Source organism: Paraburkholderia sediminicola (genome assembly GCF_046026895.1).
In the GTDB taxonomy this organism is placed as follows: domain Bacteria; phylum Pseudomonadota; class Gammaproteobacteria; order Burkholderiales; family Burkholderiaceae; genus Paraburkholderia; species Paraburkholderia sediminicola_C.
This window is the reverse complement of sequence record NZ_JAQQEU010000006.1, coordinates 185,461-204,065: the sequence shown is the minus strand read 5'-3', so window position 1 is coordinate 204,065 and position 18,605 is coordinate 185,461. Positions and strand designations below refer to the sequence as shown.

Genomic DNA, 18,605 nt, shown 5'->3' with positions numbered 1-18,605 from the left:
CGCCGCGCGACGCTGTCGGTAGCGTCCGTGGCGTATGCATATGCGTGCGCGTGTTCGAGTGAGTGTGACGGCAAGGCAAGCTCCTGTATGGCAAGAACGAATCAGCACAGAGTTCACCAGGAGGCAGGCAGCGAGCGGACATAAAAAAACCCGCCTCGTGGGGCGGGTTAATGTGTCACTGCTATCCGACGCGCGCTAACCCACCATTCGATGAATGATGCTAATAATCAGCGCAATACGGATGTCGAGGCAGTTCATGCGGCCGATCTTCGTTGAGTGGACGCGCTTTGTCAACCCTGATGCCGCCGGCCCAGCGCCCGACCACTCCCCTCACACGACGTGGTAATCAGTCACGCACGCCGCTCTGCTTTTTAAAGGCGCTGAGAATGCGCCTCTCCATCGCGTTGTAGTCACCGCCGAAGTGATGATCGCCCGACGTGCGAATCACCTCGATACCGCTTTTATCGAGCGCCGGACACAGCGTGTCCTCCTCTTCCGCGCCGTAAAAGCACTGCACGATCGCGGGCGGCACCTTGGTCAATTCCGGCCGCACCTTCAAGGCCTTGTCGCTCGCGGGCATGCCGAGCCAGCCGCCCACCCGGATCTGAAAATCGGCATCGGGCGCAAAGCCGAGCAATGCGATCAGCGACACCTTCGCGCGCTGCTCCTGCGGCAGCCGGTTGTACGCGAACGGCATCACGTCGGCGCCGAACGAATAGCCGACCAGCGCAATGTGCTGGGCGTGCCAACGCGCGCCGTAGGTCTGCATCACGCGGGCGAGATCGCGGCTCGTCTGCGCGGGCGGCTTCTCGCTCCAGAAGTAGCGCAGGCTGTCCCAGCCGACCACCGACACGCCGTCTTTCTGCAATGCCTGCGCGATGGTCTTGTCGAGATCGCGCCAGCCGCCGTCGCCGGAAATGACGATTGCCATCAGGCCGTTCGGGTGCGCGGCCGGCAACTCGATCAGCGGCAGATCGGAGACATCGCCATCGCTCGTCGATACGGCCTGCAGATGCGGCGTGAGCAACGCGACGACACGCGCGCGATCGGCGTTGCCCGTGCTCGCCTTTTCGACGAAGCCCGGCACCTTGTCGCGGATCACCGTCGGGTCCGGCGGACATGGCTGAAAGCGCGCATCGAGCGCATGCTCGGCATCCACCGAGACCGCGCCGGCAATCGTGTTCGACGGCGCCTGTTCGAGCACGTGCATCGCGAGCGTCGCGCCCTGGCCCGTGCCCGCGACGATCGGCGCGAAGTAGTGGCTCGATTGCGATTGCCGTTCGAGCTGGTGGCTCAACGCCTCGGCGTCGCCCACCAGCTGATGGCAGGTTTCCTTCTTCACGCTCAGATTGGCCGCGTAGCGCGCGGTATCCACGCCGACGGTCATCGCGCCTGCTTTTGCAAGTGCGTCGGCGGTTTGCTGGTCGGCTGCGTTCCAGCCGCTCGCCTGCGAATACAGCACCACGAAGCCGCGCAACGGCCCGGCGGGTTGGGTCACCGTGACGTCGCCATAACGGCCGCCGGGCACGCTGGTAGTCGCCGCTTGCGCAAGCGCGCCGCAGCTCGCGAGGCTCGCCGCGACGGCGAGCCTGAAGATCGAATGCAATGTCATGAACGCCGGCCTCCTGCCAGCAATGACAGGTCCGCGAGCGTGAAGAACACGCCCATCGAACCCGACGCCGCGAGATAGCGCGGCTCCCAATGCGGCTGGAACTTGCTCTTGAAAGCACGCAGTCCGCGGAAGTTATAGAAGCGGCCGCCGAAGCGCCACACGATGCCCGCCAGCCGGTGCCAGCGCGACGCGAGCGGCGTCGGCTGCATGCCGGAGAGCGGCGCGATGCCGAGACTGAGCGAGCGGAACCCCGCCTGCTTCAGATGCAGCGCCAGTTGAGTGAACAGATATTCCATCGCATATGGCGACGCGCTCTCCACGTGCCGCATCACGCCGACCGTCGCCTCGGTGTTCATATCGGTCGTCATGAAGGTGACGAACGCGACGGGCGCGCCGTTCTGGCGCACCAGCATCACCGATTGCGCCGCCAGATACTCGTCGTTGAACGCGGCCACCGAGAAGCTTTTCTCGCGTGCGTCGCGGCTATCGAGCCAGCCGTCGGAAATCTCGCGCAGCGTTTCGAGCGACGCGGGCACGTTCGGCTGATCGATCACTTCGACCGTGAAGCCGTCGCGCTCGCCGCGCTTGAGCGCATAGCGCAGATGCGCGCGATGCGAGCCCTTCAGATCGAAATCGTCGAGCACGACATGCGCTTCCTCGCCGAGCTTCATCAGCGTGAGACCGGCGTCGAGATAGAGCGGCAACGCGTTCGCGCGCACCTGATAGAACGCCGCACGCCCGCCGTGCGCATGCGCGAGCGCGACGAACTTGCGGATCAGGCCGGCCCACTCGTCGCGCGGTCCCACCGGGTCATGCAGCGCGGCCCACGTGCGGCCGTTTTTCGCGTACATCAGGAATGCTTCGCGCGACTCGGAGAACAGGAAGCTCTTGTCGCCCATCAGCGCGAGACCGGCATCGCTGCGCTCCTGCGCGCGCACGATGCGCGCCGCGTCGCGCAGATCTTCCGGCGCGGGTTTGACGAAGCGGCCCGCCGCCGGACGCAGCAATTGCCAGAACGAAAAGGTCGCGGCGAACACGCTCGCGGCCAGCGTCGCGCGCAGCGCACGCGGCGCGCGCTCGTCGAACGCGAATTGCCACCACAGGTCGCGCGTGTACGGCACGTCGCGGAACGCGAACAGCATCACCCACGTGGCCAGCATCAGCACCATCGCGACCGATACCAGCCAGCCCGCCGTGAAGCGCTCCGCGAACAGCGACGAATGGCGATTGAACCGCCAGCGGGTGGACAGCAGCAGCGCGATCAGCATGCCGAGCACACCCGCCTCGACGAACGCGAGACCTTTGGTCAACGACAGCGCGAGACTCAGCACCGCGAGCAGCAGCGTCATCCACCAGGCGGCGTCCAGACGCCGCAGCAAACCGCGCGCGACGAACAACAGCAACACGCCGAGCACGCTGCACAGCAACTGCGAACTTTCGAGCACCCACAGCGGCACCAGGTCACGCAAGAGATGAATGCGTTGCCAGAAAGCGGGCGTCGCGCTGGAAATCACCAGCATGCCGCCGACCACGAACGTGACGAGGCTCAGAAACAGCGGCGCGAGTTCCGACGCGCGCTGCGCGTGCAGCAGCGCAAAGCGGTCTTTCAGCGCGCGGCCCTCGAAGCCCGCGAGCAACGCCGCCGAGACGATCAACGGGACACCGAAATAAATCGCGCGATAAGCCAGCAGCGCGGCAACCATCTGATGGGTTTGCACGCTGCCGCTCAGCGTGAACACCATCGCCGCCTCGAACACGCCGACCCCGCCGGGCGTGTGGCCGATCATGCCGAGCAGCATGGCTGCCGCGTAGACGGTGATGAAGGTCACGAAGCTCACGTTCGCATGCGGCAACAGCGCCCACAGCGCGAGGCCCGCCGCCACCACGTCGAGGACCGCGAGCGCCACTTGCGCGAGCAGATCGCGGCGCGCGGGAATGTCGAACGACAGCCACTGCCAGCGCGTGCGGATCGGGCGGGTTTCGCGGCGGCACGCGGCAGCCGCGAGCGCGAGCGCGATCAGCAGCGCTGCGCCGACCCAGCGCAGCGTGACGGGTGTGAGGTGCAGCATCGGCGCGAGCTGGCCGGCCCTGCCGAGCATGCCGAGCGCCGACATCAGCACGAGCGCGAGCGCGAGCGACACGCTCGTGAACACGGTCATGCGGCCGATCTGCGCGGGCGTGATGTTCGCGACGCCGTACACGCGCGCGCGCACGGCGCCGCCCGTCAACGCGCCGAAGCCGGTGGCGTTGCCGAGCGCGGAACCCGCGGTCGCGCCGATCCACAGCGCCACGCGCGGCACGGCCGCGCCCAGGTAGCGCAAGCCGACGGCATCGCGTCCGACCAGCGCCACGTAGCTGAGCGCGGTGGCACCGAGCGCGGCGGTCCACTCGCCCGGCGTGAGCTCGCGCAACTCGCGGATCACGGAGCGGTAGTCGACCGCCTGCGACAAATGCTGCAAGACGACCAGTAGCAACCCGCAAATCACGAGCGCTAACACGGGCGAGAGGATTTCCCGCTTGCCGAGCGTCTTCGAGAGGCGGGTGAACATTGCGCGTAGCCGGTCGAAATTGTTGTTATATCGATGGAACATGGTCAATGCGGGGGGCCTTGCGTGGAACTGTCGCGACGACGGATCGTCCATCGCCGCGTCGCCTGATCTGGCGATTACAAAGGGATAACGGCAAAGTATGCAAAAGGTTGACAGCGCACGCTATTTCGCCGCGATTTAGCTGAAAGACTCGGGAATATGGCGGTCAATATTGCCGCTTAAGGCGGTCTTTTGGGATCCGATTCGTGGAAACCCTTACACAGCGGCACGAGCCGGGCACGCGCAATTTGCCGTTCAAATACCGATTCGACCTTGTCGTTATGACCTTATTCGGCACTCCCTTTTAAAAAAGGGAATTGCCGCCATCACGGTTTGGCCTGTGGCGCCGTAATCGAGCGCACTGTGCGGTGAAATGCAGCGCATTTTACCGGGCGATGTCAGCTATTTGGAGGGAATGATGATGACGGATCAGGATTGGCTGACGGCGGGCGTTTATCTGGTCAGACTGCTGGGGATGGCGTTATTGATGAGCGCCTTGTCCACGCGATCGACCCGGATACGCGCGTCGGCTTCAACCGGACACCAGCCGACGCCGGCGACTAGGCACCTGGAACGCCCGGTTCGGCGATGGCGGCGTACAGGACTCGCGGGCGAACTGGATCTCCATCCGCTCGCCGCGGATCAATGGGCCCCGATTTGCGTAGCCACATAGCACAACGCCCGCTATTCAAGCGGGCGTTGTGCGATAGATCACGGCGCAGCGCCGCTTGCGTGGCCCGAAAAGCGCAAAACTCATGCACTCGACGGGTCAGGGCGTTGCGGCCCTCGCCAGGCCTTACCGGGCCAGGCAGCGGCGCGCCAGCGTTACAGCGGACGGCGATAAGCCTCCGCCACCACGGCGCAATTTTCCAGATGCAGGTTCAGCGCATGCAGCGCCAAGGCGCGCAGCTTGCCGAACAGGCTGACGTTAGCGGTAGTGGCACGGGCGGCGGCGTTGGAAGCGGTGTTCATGATCGGACTCCTGTATAGGGTTTATACCTAGGTAATAACCCGATTATAGTCTTCTTTTGCCGCACCGCAACAACTATTAAAGAGGCGCCGAATGTGTTGCGCTGCAGTCACACGCCGCCGCGAATCATGAAGGGGCGCTATCGCCATGCCGCGCTATTAACAATCCGCACCGTACAGGTGCAATAATGCCCCCTTTGCCTGCGACACCCCGCCGCAGCCCGCCTTCATGACCGCCGTCCAGAAAGCTCTGATTGCGCCCCTCATCGTCGCCTGCGCGATGTTCATGGAGAGCGTCGATGCGAACGTGATCGTCACCGCCCTGCCCGCCATGGCGCGCGACTTCGGGCGCGACCCGGTCACGCTGAAAATCGCGGTGACGAGCTACGTGCTGGGACTCGGCGTGTTCATCCCCGTATGCGGCTGGCTCGCCGACCGTTTCGGCGCGCGCACCATCTTCCGCACCGCGATCGGCATCTTCGTGACGGGCTCGCTCCTGTGCGCCGCGTCCAATTCGCTTGCCACGTTCACGCTCGCGCGCTTCGTGCAGGGCGTCGGCGGCGCGATGATGGTGCCGGTCGGGCGGATCATCATCTTCCGCGTGGTGGACAAGTCCGACTTCATCCGCGCGATGAACTACCTGAGCGTGCCCGCGATGCTCGGCCCCGCGGCGGGCCCGCTGCTCGGCGGCTTCATCACCACTTATCTGCATTGGCGCCTGATTTTCTTCATCAACGTGCCGATCGGCATACTCGGCATTTATCTGACCAACAAGTACATCACCAACACGCGCGAGCCGGATCCGGGCCCGCTCGACTGGATCGGCTTCCTGCTGTCGGCGGCGGGCGCGGTGTTGCTGCTGCTCGGGCTGTCGCTGGTAGGCGGCGAACTGATTTCCAACGCCGACGCGTTCGGCATGTGCGCAAGCGGCGCCGTGCTGCTCGCGGTCTACGTCGCTTACGCGCAGCGCGTCGAACTCCCGCTGCTGGACTTGCGCTTTTTCAAGGTGCCGACGTTCCAGGCCAGCGTGCTCGGCGGCTCGCTGTTCCGGATCGGCCTCGGCGCATTGCCGTTCCTGCTGCCGCTGATGCTGCAGGAAGGCCACGGCATGAGCGCGTTCCAATCCGGCCTGATCACCTGCGCGTCGGCATTCGGCGGCATGTTCATGCGCACGGTCGCGTCGCGCGTGCTGCGGCAATTCGGCTTCCGCTCGGTGCTGGTGGTCAACGCGGCGCTTTCCGGCCTGTCGATCGCGGCATGCGGGCTGTTTTTCCCGAGCACGCCGACGTGGATCATCTGGATGGTCGTGCTGCTCGGCGGCTTCTTCCCTGCGCTGCAATTCACGAGTCTGAACTCGCTGACCTATGCGGAGATCGCCAGCCGCGACGTGGGACGCGCGACCAGCCTGGGCAGCGTCGTGCAACAGATGTCGCTCGGGCTCGGCGTGACGGTCGGCGGGATCGTGCTGCAGATTTCGCGGCTGCTGCATGGGCATCCGAGCATCACGTGGTCGGATTTCTGGCCCGCGTTTCTGGTGGTCGGCCTGTGCTCGTTCGCGTCGATTCCGGTCACGCTGCGCATGCCGCGCGGCGCCGGCGAGGAAATCTCGCGCGGCCGGCGGGGTTGAGCGCGGCGCGCCGGCTTTGCACGTTCGTCACGCGGTTCTCACGCGTTCTTGCGGATCACGCTCACTTCGCCATTGCGTTCGAGAATCGCCGCGGCCACGTTATCCATCGTGCGTGATCCGGTCTTTTGCCGCACGCTTTCCTGCACGTCGGTCGGAGTGATCAGCGCGGCATCCATTTCGTGCGCGTTGAACGCGCCATTGCTGAACACCTCGCGTTCGACGCCGCCCACCAGCCGCTCGAGCCCGCGCGAGCGCATGCACGCCCACGCCAGCATCCGGTGACACAGCACGATCGCGAACGACGCGACGACCGTGGCAACGAACGGCGACGCGCCGACGATCGCGCGGCTCAAGGTGGCGCCGAGCAGGATCACCACCACCGAATCGAACGGCGAGCGTTGCCCGAACGAGCGCCGGCCCGATACGCGTATCAGCACGAGCGCGATCAGGAACACGACGATCGAGCGCATGCCCATCTGCAAGGGGTCGAGATTCCTGCCCTCGCCGAACAGAACGAAGATCGCGTCCATCATGTCGCCCTCCTCGCGGCGCGCCGCCGTCTCGATCTTCTGTTATCCGAAACAAATTCCAGATGCTTCGCGAGTCGCGCGCGTCATCCGGCCGCCCATGCCGCCAGCGTGTCGCCGAAGCCGCCCCGCGCGCGAGCCGCAGCGCGCGCGCTCGTGATGACACGCGGCGCGGCGCTCCACGCGATACGCGCGCCGATCGCGATCAGCCGGTCGACCAGCGCCACGTCTTCGCTGCACGTGAGCGGCGGAAAGCCGCCGGCGCGCCGGTAAGCCTCGGCCGACACGCCGAGATTCGCGCCGTGTACGTGGCGATGACCGTCTGCATCGACGTAGGTCTTGCGAAAATATTCGCGCACGCTGTGCGGATGCGCGCTCCAGTCGTCGACCGCGATCGAGCCGCAGACCGCGTCCGCATCCTGCGCCAGCTGCGCAACCAGCCAGCCCGCCGACACACGGCTGTCGGCGTCGGTGAACGCGAGCCAGCGCGCGCCTGCCGCGAGCAGCAGGTCGGCGCCGGTCGCGCGCGCAATGCCGACGTTGCGTGCCTTCAACGTCAATGTCTGCACGCCGTAGGCCCGCGCGATCGCGCCGGAAAAGTCGTTGCACGCATCGAGCACGACCACGATGCGCACCGCTTCGCCCGCGAGGTCCTCGTGGCGCGACGCTTCGATCAGTGCCGCGAGGCAGGGCGCCAGCAACGCCTCTTCGTTATGTGCCGGAACGATCACGCCGATCATAGGAGCCCCTCGCGTTGCGCTACCGAACGCGCGTCGCGCGACCAGACGTCGATCAGCAGATCGGCTTCGTCGTGATGCGCGAGACGCGACAAGCCGCAGCGCGCATCGAACAGCGCATGCGCGGCGTCGGCGGATTCGAGCGCTTCGGCGAAAGGCCGGCGCCAGTGACACGCGAGCAGCGTGCCGTCGGTCGTCAGCGACGCGGCGATCCGCGCGGCCAGCGTTTCCAGCTCGGCTGTATCCAGGTAGTAGGCAAACTCGCTGATGACGATCAGATCGAACGGTCCGGCTTCGGTCGGCCATTCACGCGGCACCGTGCGTTGCTCGACACGAACCTGCGGTGCGCCGGCTACGCGCTCGCGCGCGAGCAGCACCGCCCGCTCGTGCAGATCCACGGCGAGCAGCGCGTCGCAACGGTTCGCCAGTTCAACACTCAACTCGCCATTCGCGCAACCGGGTTCGAACGCGTTGCGATAACGCGGGCGCGGCAGCAACGCGAGCGTGAGCGAGCGCTTGCGCTGTTCATACCAGCCTTCGCGCAGCTTCCACGGATCGTCGCTCTCTTTGTAGAGTTCATCGAAATACTGCGTGGTCGACATCTCAGCGACCCTCCGCGCTTCGGCTCAAAGCGTCCACGGCACACCTCCGATGGTGGACGTGTCGACGGCGCGCGGCGCGGCGATCAGCTCGCCGAGCGCGGCAAGATCGCGTTCCGCGTGACTCTGGCGCAGAAACACCGGCAGGTCCGCCAACGCGCGCGCGAAGCGCGCATTGCGGCACAACGGTCCCGCGCCGAGCGCACGCGTCGCGTGATGCATCGCGGCGCCCGCCGCCTCCTCGACGACCAGACGCGCGCGCAGCGCTTCACACTGCGCGTCGGCCTGCGGATTGGCGTCGAAGTGCGCGGCGGTTTCGCGCAACACGGCAGCCGCCGCCTGCAGCGCGACGTCGACCGCGCCGAGATGCGCGAGGCGCTGCGGATCGGCGCGCTGCGCGCAAGCGTCGCGCAACATCCGGCCGATCTGCGCGGCGGCGCCGTACCAGCACGCGGCAATGCCGGCGCCGCCGTGCCAGAAGCCCGGCCGGCGCACATACGCGTGCGCCGCGCCCACCACCGTCGCCGGGGTGCGATCGAACGTCACATCCGCGCTTGCCGTGGCCCGCATGCCGACCGCTTGCCAGTTCGACGCGTCGATCGAGATCGTCGGCTGATCCATCGCGACGGCCACGAGCACCGGCTGTTGATCCAGCCATGCGGTGACGAGCGCGTGACTGACGGCCGCCGCGCCCGAACACCAGGCTTTGGTACCCGCGAGCTGGACCTGCCCGGCATCGCTTCGGATTCCTACTTTGCTGACCTGCACGCGCGCGTCGGGGGGCTCGGCCGCCCACACGGCCCAGCAACTCCCCGCCGCAGGCGTGGGGCCGTGCAATTCGGCGAGGATGGCGAGCGCGTCCGTGTGGCCTTCGAACAGTTTGACGAGGCCCAGGTCGCACGCGGCAACCGCCGCCAGGGCGCGCCAGCGGGCCAGCGTCTGGCCGTGGCCGGGCAATGGCAGAACAGGCGCGCGGTCGTAGCCGCGCTCGACCAGCTCGCGCAACAGGGCGCCGAGCGCAGACGGGTCGTCCCGATCGAAGCACGCGGTGTGTAGAAAATCGTCCAGCGGCACGGGAGTTTTCGCGCCGCTGCGCGGCGCGCGCGCCGGATCTGAATCGCGACGGCCGGATTGGCCCGCGCCCGGCGGCCGCCGCGCATGGACGCCGGCCGCATGGTCACGCGTATCGACCATCGTGCCTCCCTGAAGCGGTTCGATTTGCCACCTGCGGCCTGAGTCAAGCCGCGGCATATGCAAAGGCCATAGCAAACGACGTGCCCCGGCGTCGAACGCCGGCGAGCCGCCGTCTTCAGGCCGCCCGGTTTCAGGAAGGTAGAGTGAATTGCGCAACGCCGCGCACGGTCCGGGTCGGCAGCGGCAGAACGATCAAAGCAACGTTGGGAACAAATCGGCCGCTTCGATGGCCAGGCTCAGGCGCAATCGCGCTTGCCGCGCCGCGCTTCGGCCTGCGCGAGCAGTGCGTCGAACTGCGCGAGTTCCACCGGCTTCACCAGATGCGCGTGAAAACCGGCAGCGCGAGTCCTTTCGCGGTCGCTGGCGTGGCCGAAGCCGGTCATGGCGACGAACATCGTCCCGGCCAGTTCGGGCCTGACGCGCAGTGCGGCGAGCGTCGCGTAGCCGTCCATTCTCGGCATCGCAATGTCGATCACCGCCAGCTGAGGCACGAAGCCCGGCGCGATCTGCAGCGCCTGCTCGCCGCCGTACGCGATGCGCACGTCGTGGCCCTTGAGTTCGAGCAGCATCGCGAGGCTGTCGGCGGAATCGTGATTGTCGTCGACCAGCAGGACCCGCAACGGCGGCACCTCGGGCGTGACCGGTTGCGTCTCGTCAGCGGCCGCATCCGACGGCGCGCCGGCAAGCGGCAGACTCAGCGTGAACGCGCTGCCGCACCCGAGCCCTTCGCTGCTCGCGAAGATACTGCCGCCATGCATCTCGACCAGCGATTTGCATAGCGTGAGGCCGATGCCGAGACCGCCCTCGCCCGAATTCTGGCCGGCTTTTTCCTGCGCGAACAGTTGGAAGATCTTGTCGAGCGATTGCGCCGGAATGCCGCAGCCCGAGTCGCGCACTTCGAGCACCGCCATCCGGTAGTCGATGCGGCCCGTGACATCGATCCGGCTGCCCGGCGGCGAGAATTTCGACGCATTGTGCAGCAGGTTTTGCAGCACCTGCACGAGACGGGTCATGTCGCCGCGAATGCATACCGGTTCGTCCGGCACATGCGGCACGATGAGCTGCTCGTGCGCGTCGGTGAAGGGCCGCGCCGCCTCCATCGCGCGCCCCACCAGTTCCTTCAGGTCGACGCGGCCGACGCGCAATTCGATCTTGTCCGACATGATCCGGCCCACGTCGAGCAGATCGTCGACCAGCCGTGTCAGATGGGTCACCTGGCGGTCGATCAGATCGCGCGAATGCATCATGGCGGGACTCAGCGCGGTTTCGAGCTGCATCACGCCGACGGCGTTGCGCACCGGCGCAAGCGGATTGCGCAACTCATGCGCGAGCGTCGCCAGAAACTCGCGCATGCGCTCGCTCGAGCGCTCCAGTTCTTCACGTTGACGCCGCTCGGTCAGATCGCGCGTGACCTTGGCGAAGCCGCGCAAGCGGTTCGATTCGTCGTGCATGGCCGTGATGTTGACGTTGGCCCAGAAGGTCGAGCCGTCCTTGCGTACGCGCCAGCCTTCGTCTTCCACATGGCCGAGCTGCCGCGCGATGGCCAGCTCGCGCGCCGGTTTGCCGGCCGCGGCTTCTTCGGGCACATAGAACAGCGAGAAATGCCGGCCGACGATCTCTTCGCGCGTATAGCCCTTGATGCGCGCCGCGCCCGCATTCCAGCTCACCACATAGCCTTGCGGATCGAGCATGAAGATCGCGTAATCCTTGACGCAATCGACCAGCAGGCGAAAACGCTCCTCGCTTTGCCGCAACGCTTCCAGGTATTCGCGTTGCGCGGTCAGGTCGCGCGTGATCTTGGCGAAGCCGGTGAGGACGCCCGCGTCGTTGCGGATCGCCGTGATCACCACGTTCGACCAGAACAGGCTGCCGTCTTTGCGCACCCGCCAGCCTTCGTCCTCGAAGCGGCCTGTGAGTGACGCCTGTTGCAGTTCGTAGGCCGGCCAGCCGCGCGCCACGGCTTCCTGGGTATAGAAGCGCGAGAAATGCTGGCCGATGATTTCCTGCGCCGCGTAGCCCTTGAGCTTCTGCGCGCCGACGTTCCAGCTGACGATGTGCCCGGTCGTATCGAGCAGGAAGATCGCGTAGTCTTCGATGGCCTGCACGAGCGCCGAATAGTCGACGGCGGGGGGCGTACGGGCCGCGGCGGCGCCCCGGCCGGGCTCGCCGTCTTCGCGGGCGGAAGGGATATCAACCTGGTTCATGACGCGCAAGTATAGAGGTTCCGGTGAAAGGATACACCGCACATGAGCGGCTGCTTCGCCTATGGTTTCACCCGATGGATGGCTTCACGGCCGATGCGCCGCCACGTTGCCGCATCGGCGTAAAGCGATCGCGCCGGGCCCCGCTTTTGCTATGACGTGACTGATGCTACATCGTCATCGCATGCCGTCAAAACAGGGAGCCCCAATTGAAACGGACGAAACAGACACTCACCACCCTCACGCTCGCCGCCGCACTCGCGCTCGCCTACGCCGCGGCTCACGCTGAAGGCTGCACCAAAGGCGCGGTCGTGGGCGGCGTCGCCGGACACGTCGCCGGGGACCACGGCGTGGCGGGCGCGGCCGCGGGTTGCGCGGTCGGCCATCACGAAGCGAAGAAGAAGGACAAGGCAGCGAGCGCGGCCGCCGCGGCGAGCGAGCCCGCAGGAAAATAACACCTCGCGCGCAGGTAAAAAAGAGCCGGTCGTGACTTGTCGGTCTCGACCGGCTTGCCCATGCGATTCGCACTATCGGCACGACCCGCTCGATCGGTTCGAGCCGACTGCCGGTCAGTCCCACGGCCACCCGCTCAGCCGGCCGCGGCGACCTTTTCCGCCAGCTTCGCGTCGTAACTGGAATGGATGTGCACGCGCTTTTTCTCGGGGTACGCGTACGCATACGCCTTGCGCAACGCCAGCGACGCCTCGTGGAATCCCGACAGAATCAGCTTCTGCTTGTTCGGATAGTTGGCGATGTCGCCGACCGCGAAAATGCCCGGGCGCGAACTTTCATAGTTCGACGTATCGACATCGACGCGGCCGCCGTGGATCGTGAGGCCCCATTGCGCGATCGGGCCGAGATCGGCAACCAGACCATATAGCGCGACGAGGTGTTCGGTCTCGAGTTGCGTCTCGCCTTCGATTTGCCGCAACGTCAGCGCCTTCAACGCATCGCCTTCGACGCTCAATCCCGTGATCGCACCGACCACGAAATCCATCTCGCCGGCCTCGACCGCGCGCCGCATCGACGCGACGCTCGAATCGGCGGCGCCGAAGCCGCTGCGCCGATGCACCAGCGTCACGCGCCGTGCGACCTTGCGCAATGCGAGCGCCCAGTCGAGCGCCGAGTCGCCGCCGCCGGCCACGACCACGGTCTTGCCGGCGAAATCGGCGACGCGCGGCACGCTGTAGTGCACGTGGCGCGACTCCAGCGGCACGGCCTCGGGCAGAGTCAGCTTTTGCGGCACGAACGCGCCGTTGCCCGCCGCGAGCAGGATGGCCGCCACGTCGAACACGAGAGCGCGGCCGGTGCGCACGGTCCAACGACCGTCGTCGCGCTGCTCGACCGACTCGACCCGCTGATCGAGATGGATCGGCACGTTGAACGGCTTGCATTGGATCATCAAACGCTCGACCAGATCGCGCGCGGTGCACGACGGAATCGCGGGGATATCGTAGATCGGCTTGTCCGGATAGAGCTCGGTGCATTGGCCGCCGATCTTGTCGAGCGCGTCGACGATCTGGCAAGACAGGCCGATTACGCCCGCCTCGAAAGCCGCGAACAGGCCAACGGGGCCGGCGCCGACGATCAGCACGTCGGAGCGGATCGGGGGCGCGAGAGAATCGGCTGGCGGGTCGGCGGCGGGCGTCATGGGCGGTCTCTTCGAGTAGACGATGGCCCACCATACAGAATCGCCCGAAGCGCGGCAACGATGCCATTACAGGCGGTAAGGACGCTCGGCGGCCCGCCCGCGCACGTCATGCAAGCGCGAAAGTGGTCACCTGAAAATACCCAGAACCGGTTATTTTTTGAATCCAGTCTGGCGCCTAAGCTTCACTCATCGCATCACGGAATGCGTCCAACCCGACTCAGGAGTGAATCATGGAACAACGTCTCGACTTCTACAAAGCCAATCCCGCCGCGATCAAGGCCTTGCTCGGCGTCGAAGAGCGCATCGGCAAATCGGCGCTCGAAAAATCGCTGACCGAACTGGTTCGCTTGCGCGCGTCGCAGATCAACGGCTGCGCGTACTGCGTCGACATGCACACCAGCGACGCCCGCAAAGGCGGCGAAACCGAACGGCGTCTCGCGACCGTGGTGGTGTGGCGCGAAACGCCGTTCTTCACGGACCGCGAACGCGCCGCGCTCGAATGGACCGAAGCGCTGACGCTCGTGTCGCAAGACCATGTGCCCGACGCGGTATGGAACGCCGTGCGCCCGCACTTCAGCGACGAGGAACTGGTCGACCTGACGCTGCTCGTCTCGGCGATCAACGCATGGAACCGTTTTGCGATTTCGTTTCGCAAGATGCCGGCCTGAACGCGCACGCTGCGCAAAGCAACACGTTGGGCCCACCCGAACGGCGCTGCTTCGAGCAGCTTCGGACAGCCGCTTCACGCGTGAATCACGCGCATCGTCTGCACCATGCTGCCAACCGAACGACGACCGCGCGCAGCCATCTCGGACGCCCGCGACGCCCGTTCGCTCGGGTGATGGGCGTTCTCGGCGTTCAGCTGCACGGTCGACGTGAGCTGTTCCATCGCCGCGGCGGTTTGTTCGAGCGAAGCGGCCTGCTCTTCGGTGCGTTGCGACAGATCGAGATTGCCCGCCGCGATCTGCTGGGTCGACGAGGCGATCGAATGCGAACCGGCGCGCACCGTGGTGACGCTCGCGCCGAGCTTGTCCTGCATCGACGCGACGCCGCGCAGAAGCGTCGCCATTTCGTCGTTCGAACGGATCGGCACTCGGGTCGTCGATTCGCCAGCGGCGATCGCGTCGAACTGGCGTAGCGCGTCGTGCAGCGGCGTCATGACTGCGCGGCGCAACATGCGCCAGCTGATCAACGCGAAACAGCAGCGCCGAGCGCTCGTTCGCGTCGCTCGCCTGCTGGTTCAGATAATCCTCCAGCGCGCTCTGGCTCGTACTCATCGCGCTGTAAAGGCCGACCGGTTGCCGCACCGACCGGGTTGGGCACCGCGCTGCGCGCCAAATTCTCAGCGCCCCGCGATGAAAAGCAAGGCAGCGGCGTGGCTCATGCGAACAGAACGCAACCGGCGGCTTCTTTCTTGAGCAAGCCGCGCGCAGCTGTCGTCATTCACCGATCCACGAGCCTCGCAAATCGCTGTCGTGCAACAGTTGCAGCAGGGTTCCAGCCGGGCGGCTGAGGCGTTTGGCCGCCAGCGCGATGAACTCCACCGACGGCAGCGTCGGCAGACCAGCCGCGTTCAATGGTGGCGTCAGTCCGCGCGCGGCCAGATACTGCGGCCGCACCGTGATGCCGAGCCCGCCGCGCGCGGCGGCGATGCAACCCGCATGGCTGCTGCTCGTGCACACCACCTGCCAGCTGAAACCCGCTTCGGCGAGCGCGTCGAGCACGACCGCGCGCGTCACGCTCGGCTCGGCGACCAGAATCAGCGGCAACGGCTGGCTCAGATCGACCAGCGTGCCCGCGCGCGCGAGCCACTCCAGCCGTCCGGTGAAAAGCGGCACGCCGCGCCGGTCGCCAAGCCGCCGTTTGCCGACCAGCAGGTCGATTGCGCCCGCGTCCAGCAACTCGTACAGCTTGCCGGTCATGCCGATCGTGATCTCCAGCTCGACATCCGGATGCGCATTGCGGAACGCCGCGAGCACCGTGGGCAGCGGCCCGAGCGCCACGTCGTCGGACGAGCCGAGCCGCACGCGCCCTTTCAGACGCGGCGCGCGAAACTGCGACTCGGCCCGCGCGAGCGCCTGCAGGATCACGCTGGCGTGCGCGAGCATCGCCTCGCCGTCCGGCGTCACCGCTAGCGAATGGGTGTCGCGCACGAACAGGCGCCGGCCCACGCTCGCTTCGAGCCGGCGCACGTGTTCGCTGACGCTCGACTGCGTGAGGCCGAGCCGGCGCCCCGCCTCGGTAAAGCTGTGGCAGGCCGCGACGGTCGCGAAGGTCTTGAGCCAGATGGGATTGAGCATGCGGTATTGTCGCGCCGCTCATCGGCAAAGTCGATAACAGTCAGCGTCCCTAGTGGGCTTCCCGATTGACGTCGATGTCAATATGATGATGGAACTCCCGGATGATTGCCTCGCGCGGGGGCTCTGCGCAGTCAGAGCGCCCCGCCGCGCCCTACCCGATGAACAAGGATTCTTCCCAGACCGCGCTGCTGTGGATCGTCGCCGCCGGTTTTTTCATGCAGTCGCTCGACACGACGATCGTCAACACTGCGCTGCCGTCGATCGCGAACAGCCTGCACGTCGCGCCCCTTGCGATGCAACCCATCGTCGTCGCCTACACGCTGACCATGGCGATGCTCACGCCCGCGTCCGGCTGGCTCGCCGACCGCTTCGGCACACGCCGCGTGTACTTCGCGGCGATCCTCGTGTTCGTGCTCGGCTCGATCTGCTGCGCGAGCGCGCACACGCTCGGCCAGCTGGTGATGGCGCGGGTGCTGCAAGGCCTGGGCGGCTCGATGCTGCTGCCGATCGGCCGGCTCGCCGTGTTGCGCAGCGTCTCCGGCGAGCACTACGTGTCGGCGCTCGCGTTCATTTCGATCGCCGGGCAGCTCGGCCCGATCGCCGGGCCGACGCTCGGCGGCTGGTTCGTCCAGGCCATCACGTGGCACTGGATTTTCCTGATCAACGTGCCGATCGGCGCGGTGGGGCTCTACGCGGTGCAGCGGTTTTTGCCGTCGCATGACAGCACCCAAGCGCCGCCGTTCGATCTGATCGGTTGCGCTCTGCTGTCGCTGTGCATGATCGCGTTTTCGCTCGCGATCGACACGCCGGTCGCCACGCATCGCGCGGCCTGGTCAGCGGCGCTGTTCGCGCTCGCCGTCGTGAGTGCGCTCGCCTATATTCCGCACGCGAAACACCGGCGCGATCCGCTCTTCAAGCTGTCGCTGTTCGGCGAACCGAATTTCAGCGTCGGGCTGATCGGCAACCTCGTGTGCCGCGTCGGGTCGAGCGCGGTGCCGTTTCTCGTGCCGCTGCTGCTGCAACTGCAACTGGGTTATTCGCCGCTGCATTCAGGCTTGATGATGCTGCCCGCCGCGCTGGCCGGCACGCTCGCCAAACGCTGGATCGCGCCGCTCGTGCGCCGCTACGGCTACGACACTTTCCTGCTCGTCAATACCATCATCGTGGGCTCGGCGATCGTCGCGTTCGCGCTGATTTCGCGCGGCACGCCGCTCGTGATCGAGATTGCGATCCTCGCCGTGTTCGGCGCGGCCAACTCGATGCAGTTCGCGGCGATGAACAGCGTCACGCTGAAAGACCTTTCGCACGAAGACGCGGGCAGCGGCAACAGCCTCTTTTCGATGGTGCAGATGCTGGCGATCGGGCTGGGCGTGTCGATCGGCGGCGGGCTGGTGAATCTGTTCTCCGCGCAATGGGGCTCGGCGGCGCTGGGGTTCCGGTTCAGCTTCGTGTGCGTCGGCGTGATCACGCTGCTGTCCGCGTGGGTGTTCCGTCATCTCGACGATCCGTCGGGTACGCGGGTGGTGCGCGGGCCGGCGGCGCAAAGCGCGGGGCGTTGATTCGCGCTTGATTGGCACTTGATCCACACACACGCGGCACCCATGTGCCGTTGTGACTGGCATCGCACAGCGCCCGCACACCATCGCTTGCCGTGCATCAATCCGGCAAGCGGACGCCCGAAAACCCCTCACACGCTTCGATCAGCCGCTCCTGCACGGCCACATCACGCAACACGGGATGCGTGTCGCGCGGCTTCATGTGATAGAAGTACCCGCCGCTCACGGTGGCAGCCGGCTCATCGCTGACGGCGAGCCACACCTGAGTTTTCGGCGCTGCCTGCAGATCATCCGGCGCGCCCGCCCCGCCCATTCGGGTCGCGACCCAACCGGGCTCCAACGCGTTCGACAACACCTGCGGCCAGCGGCGCGCGATCGCGAACGCGAGCAGCGCGTCATGCAGTTTCGAGTCCGAATACGCTGCCGCGCCCTGCCACGGACGCCGCTCCCAGGCCAGATCGTCGAGGCTCGCATCGCCGCTGCGATGCAGCCCCGAGCTGAGATAGACGAGCCGCTTCGGCTTGTCGATCAGCGCGGTCAGCACGTAGGGCGCCAGCGTGTTGACCGCGAAGACCTGCGGCAAGCCGTCGACGGTGGCGACCCGGCGCGGTTCGCGAAAGCCCAGCGCCGCGTTATGAATCACCGCGTCGCAACGGCCGAGACGATTGACCTGCTCCGCGAGCGCTTGGGTGGCCGCGATGCTCGACAGATCGCCGACGAGCGCAGTCTGCGCTTGCGGCACCGCGCGCAAGGCTTCCTCGGCGCGCGCGGCGCTGCGCGCGTGCAACACGACCTGATGCCCCATCTCGACGAGCAGACGCGCAGCCATCTGGCCGAGGCCATCGGCGGAACCGGTAATGAAAACTCGTGACATCGTGCGTTCTCCATTGACGAGTCCAAATATGCCCGACACATAACAAGAACCGCATGCCACCGTATGCCGGGCGAGAGTTCGACCAGCATAACGGCAAAGTCACGCCTGACCCGATAGCGCGGCCGTCATTGCACTCATGACAGTCGATCATCTATCTATTTTGAGACGTA

Annotated in this window: 16 protein-coding genes; 4 read left to right on the top strand and 12 right to left on the bottom strand. The window is 66.2% G+C overall.

Features of this window, described 5'->3' with window-relative positions; all coding sequences use genetic code 11:
• Positions 1-346: 346 nt before the first annotated feature.
• The 3 genes from PQR02_RS07005 to PQR02_RS06995 form a co-directional block, all read right to left on the bottom strand.
• Positions 347-1,612 carry a virulence factor family protein gene (locus tag PQR02_RS07005; RefSeq protein ID WP_408227448.1) on the bottom strand — a complete coding sequence of 422 codons (1,266 nt, stop codon included), beginning with the start codon at positions 1,610-1,612 and terminating at the stop codon, positions 347-349.
• Positions 1,609-4,161: a bifunctional lysylphosphatidylglycerol flippase/synthetase MprF gene (gene mprF, locus PQR02_RS07000; RefSeq protein ID WP_408227445.1), complete on the bottom strand. Its 2,553-nt coding sequence runs from the start codon at positions 4,159-4,161 to the stop codon at positions 1,609-1,611. The genes PQR02_RS07005 and mprF overlap by 4 nt, the downstream gene beginning before the upstream one ends.
• 864 nt (positions 4,162-5,025) lie before the next feature.
• Complete coding sequence (locus PQR02_RS06995; RefSeq protein WP_408227442.1) at positions 5,026-5,172, bottom strand: hypothetical protein; 147 nt, start codon at positions 5,170-5,172, stop codon at positions 5,026-5,028.
• Between the two features lie 226 nt (positions 5,173-5,398).
• Between PQR02_RS06995 and PQR02_RS06990 the strand changes: the two genes are divergently transcribed.
• A complete protein-coding gene (locus tag PQR02_RS06990) occupies positions 5,399-6,796 on the top strand; it encodes an MFS transporter (RefSeq protein ID WP_408227439.1) in 1,398 nt (465 codons plus the stop codon).
• A gap of 38 nt (positions 6,797-6,834) precedes the next feature.
• Here PQR02_RS06990 and PQR02_RS06985 read toward each other — a convergent pair whose 3' ends face one another.
• The 5 genes from PQR02_RS06985 to PQR02_RS06965 all read right to left on the bottom strand — a co-directional run bounded on the left by PQR02_RS06985 (position 6,835) and on the right by PQR02_RS06965 (position 12,057).
• Positions 6,835-7,329, bottom strand: coding sequence for a DUF421 domain-containing protein (locus tag PQR02_RS06985; RefSeq protein WP_408227436.1), 495 nt, complete (start codon positions 7,327-7,329; stop codon positions 6,835-6,837).
• 80 nt (positions 7,330-7,409) lie between these two features.
• Complete coding sequence (locus PQR02_RS06980) at positions 7,410-8,063, bottom strand: glycosyltransferase family 2 protein (RefSeq protein ID WP_408227434.1); 654 nt, start codon at positions 8,061-8,063, stop codon at positions 7,410-7,412.
• The gene (locus tag PQR02_RS06975; RefSeq protein ID WP_408227432.1) at positions 8,060-8,662 is read right to left on the bottom strand and encodes a class I SAM-dependent methyltransferase; all 603 of its coding nucleotides are present in this window, start codon (positions 8,660-8,662) and stop codon (positions 8,060-8,062) included. The genes PQR02_RS06980 and PQR02_RS06975 overlap by 4 nt, the downstream gene beginning before the upstream one ends.
• A 24-nt stretch (positions 8,663-8,686) precedes the next feature.
• A complete protein-coding gene (locus tag PQR02_RS06970; RefSeq protein ID WP_408227429.1) occupies positions 8,687-9,853 on the bottom strand; it encodes an acyl-CoA dehydrogenase in 1,167 nt (388 codons plus the stop codon).
• A 236-nt stretch (positions 9,854-10,089) separates the two neighbouring features.
• Positions 10,090-12,057 (bottom strand): PAS domain-containing hybrid sensor histidine kinase/response regulator, encoded by a 1,968-nt coding sequence (locus PQR02_RS06965; RefSeq protein WP_408227426.1) that lies wholly within the window; start codon positions 12,055-12,057, stop codon positions 10,090-10,092.
• 206 nt (positions 12,058-12,263) lie between these two features.
• Between PQR02_RS06965 and PQR02_RS06960 the strand changes: the two genes are divergently transcribed.
• The gene (locus PQR02_RS06960; RefSeq protein WP_408227423.1) at positions 12,264-12,509 is read left to right on the top strand and encodes a hypothetical protein; all 246 of its coding nucleotides are present in this window, start codon (positions 12,264-12,266) and stop codon (positions 12,507-12,509) included.
• 134 nt (positions 12,510-12,643) lie between these two features.
• Here PQR02_RS06960 and PQR02_RS06955 read toward each other — a convergent pair whose 3' ends face one another.
• The gene (locus PQR02_RS06955; protein WP_408227420.1) at positions 12,644-13,705 is read right to left on the bottom strand and encodes an NAD(P)/FAD-dependent oxidoreductase; all 1,062 of its coding nucleotides are present in this window, start codon (positions 13,703-13,705) and stop codon (positions 12,644-12,646) included.
• 230 nt (positions 13,706-13,935) lie between these two features.
• Here PQR02_RS06955 and PQR02_RS06950 point away from each other — a divergent pair, with 230 nt between their 5' ends.
• Entirely contained in the window at positions 13,936-14,373 is a 438-nt protein-coding gene (locus PQR02_RS06950) for a carboxymuconolactone decarboxylase family protein (RefSeq protein ID WP_408227417.1), read from the top strand.
• 74 nt (positions 14,374-14,447) lie between these two features.
• Here PQR02_RS06950 and PQR02_RS06945 read toward each other — a convergent pair whose 3' ends face one another.
• A complete protein-coding gene (locus PQR02_RS06945) occupies positions 14,448-14,882 on the bottom strand; it encodes a HAMP domain-containing protein (RefSeq protein ID WP_408227414.1) in 435 nt (144 codons plus the stop codon).
• A gap of 262 nt (positions 14,883-15,144) precedes the next feature.
• The gene (locus PQR02_RS06940) at positions 15,145-16,005 is read right to left on the bottom strand and encodes a LysR family transcriptional regulator (RefSeq protein ID WP_408227411.1); all 861 of its coding nucleotides are present in this window, start codon (positions 16,003-16,005) and stop codon (positions 15,145-15,147) included.
• 158 nt (positions 16,006-16,163) lie between these two features.
• Here PQR02_RS06940 and mdtD point away from each other — a divergent pair, with 158 nt between their 5' ends.
• Positions 16,164-17,564: a multidrug transporter subunit MdtD gene (mdtD, locus tag PQR02_RS06935; protein ID WP_408227408.1), complete on the top strand. Its 1,401-nt coding sequence runs from the start codon at positions 16,164-16,166 to the stop codon at positions 17,562-17,564.
• A 97-nt stretch (positions 17,565-17,661) separates the two neighbouring features.
• Here the strand turns inward: mdtD and PQR02_RS06930 are convergent, their stop codons facing one another.
• Complete coding sequence (locus PQR02_RS06930) at positions 17,662-18,435, bottom strand: SDR family NAD(P)-dependent oxidoreductase (protein WP_408227405.1); 774 nt, start codon at positions 18,433-18,435, stop codon at positions 17,662-17,664.
• Between the last annotated feature and the right edge of the window lie 170 nt (positions 18,436-18,605).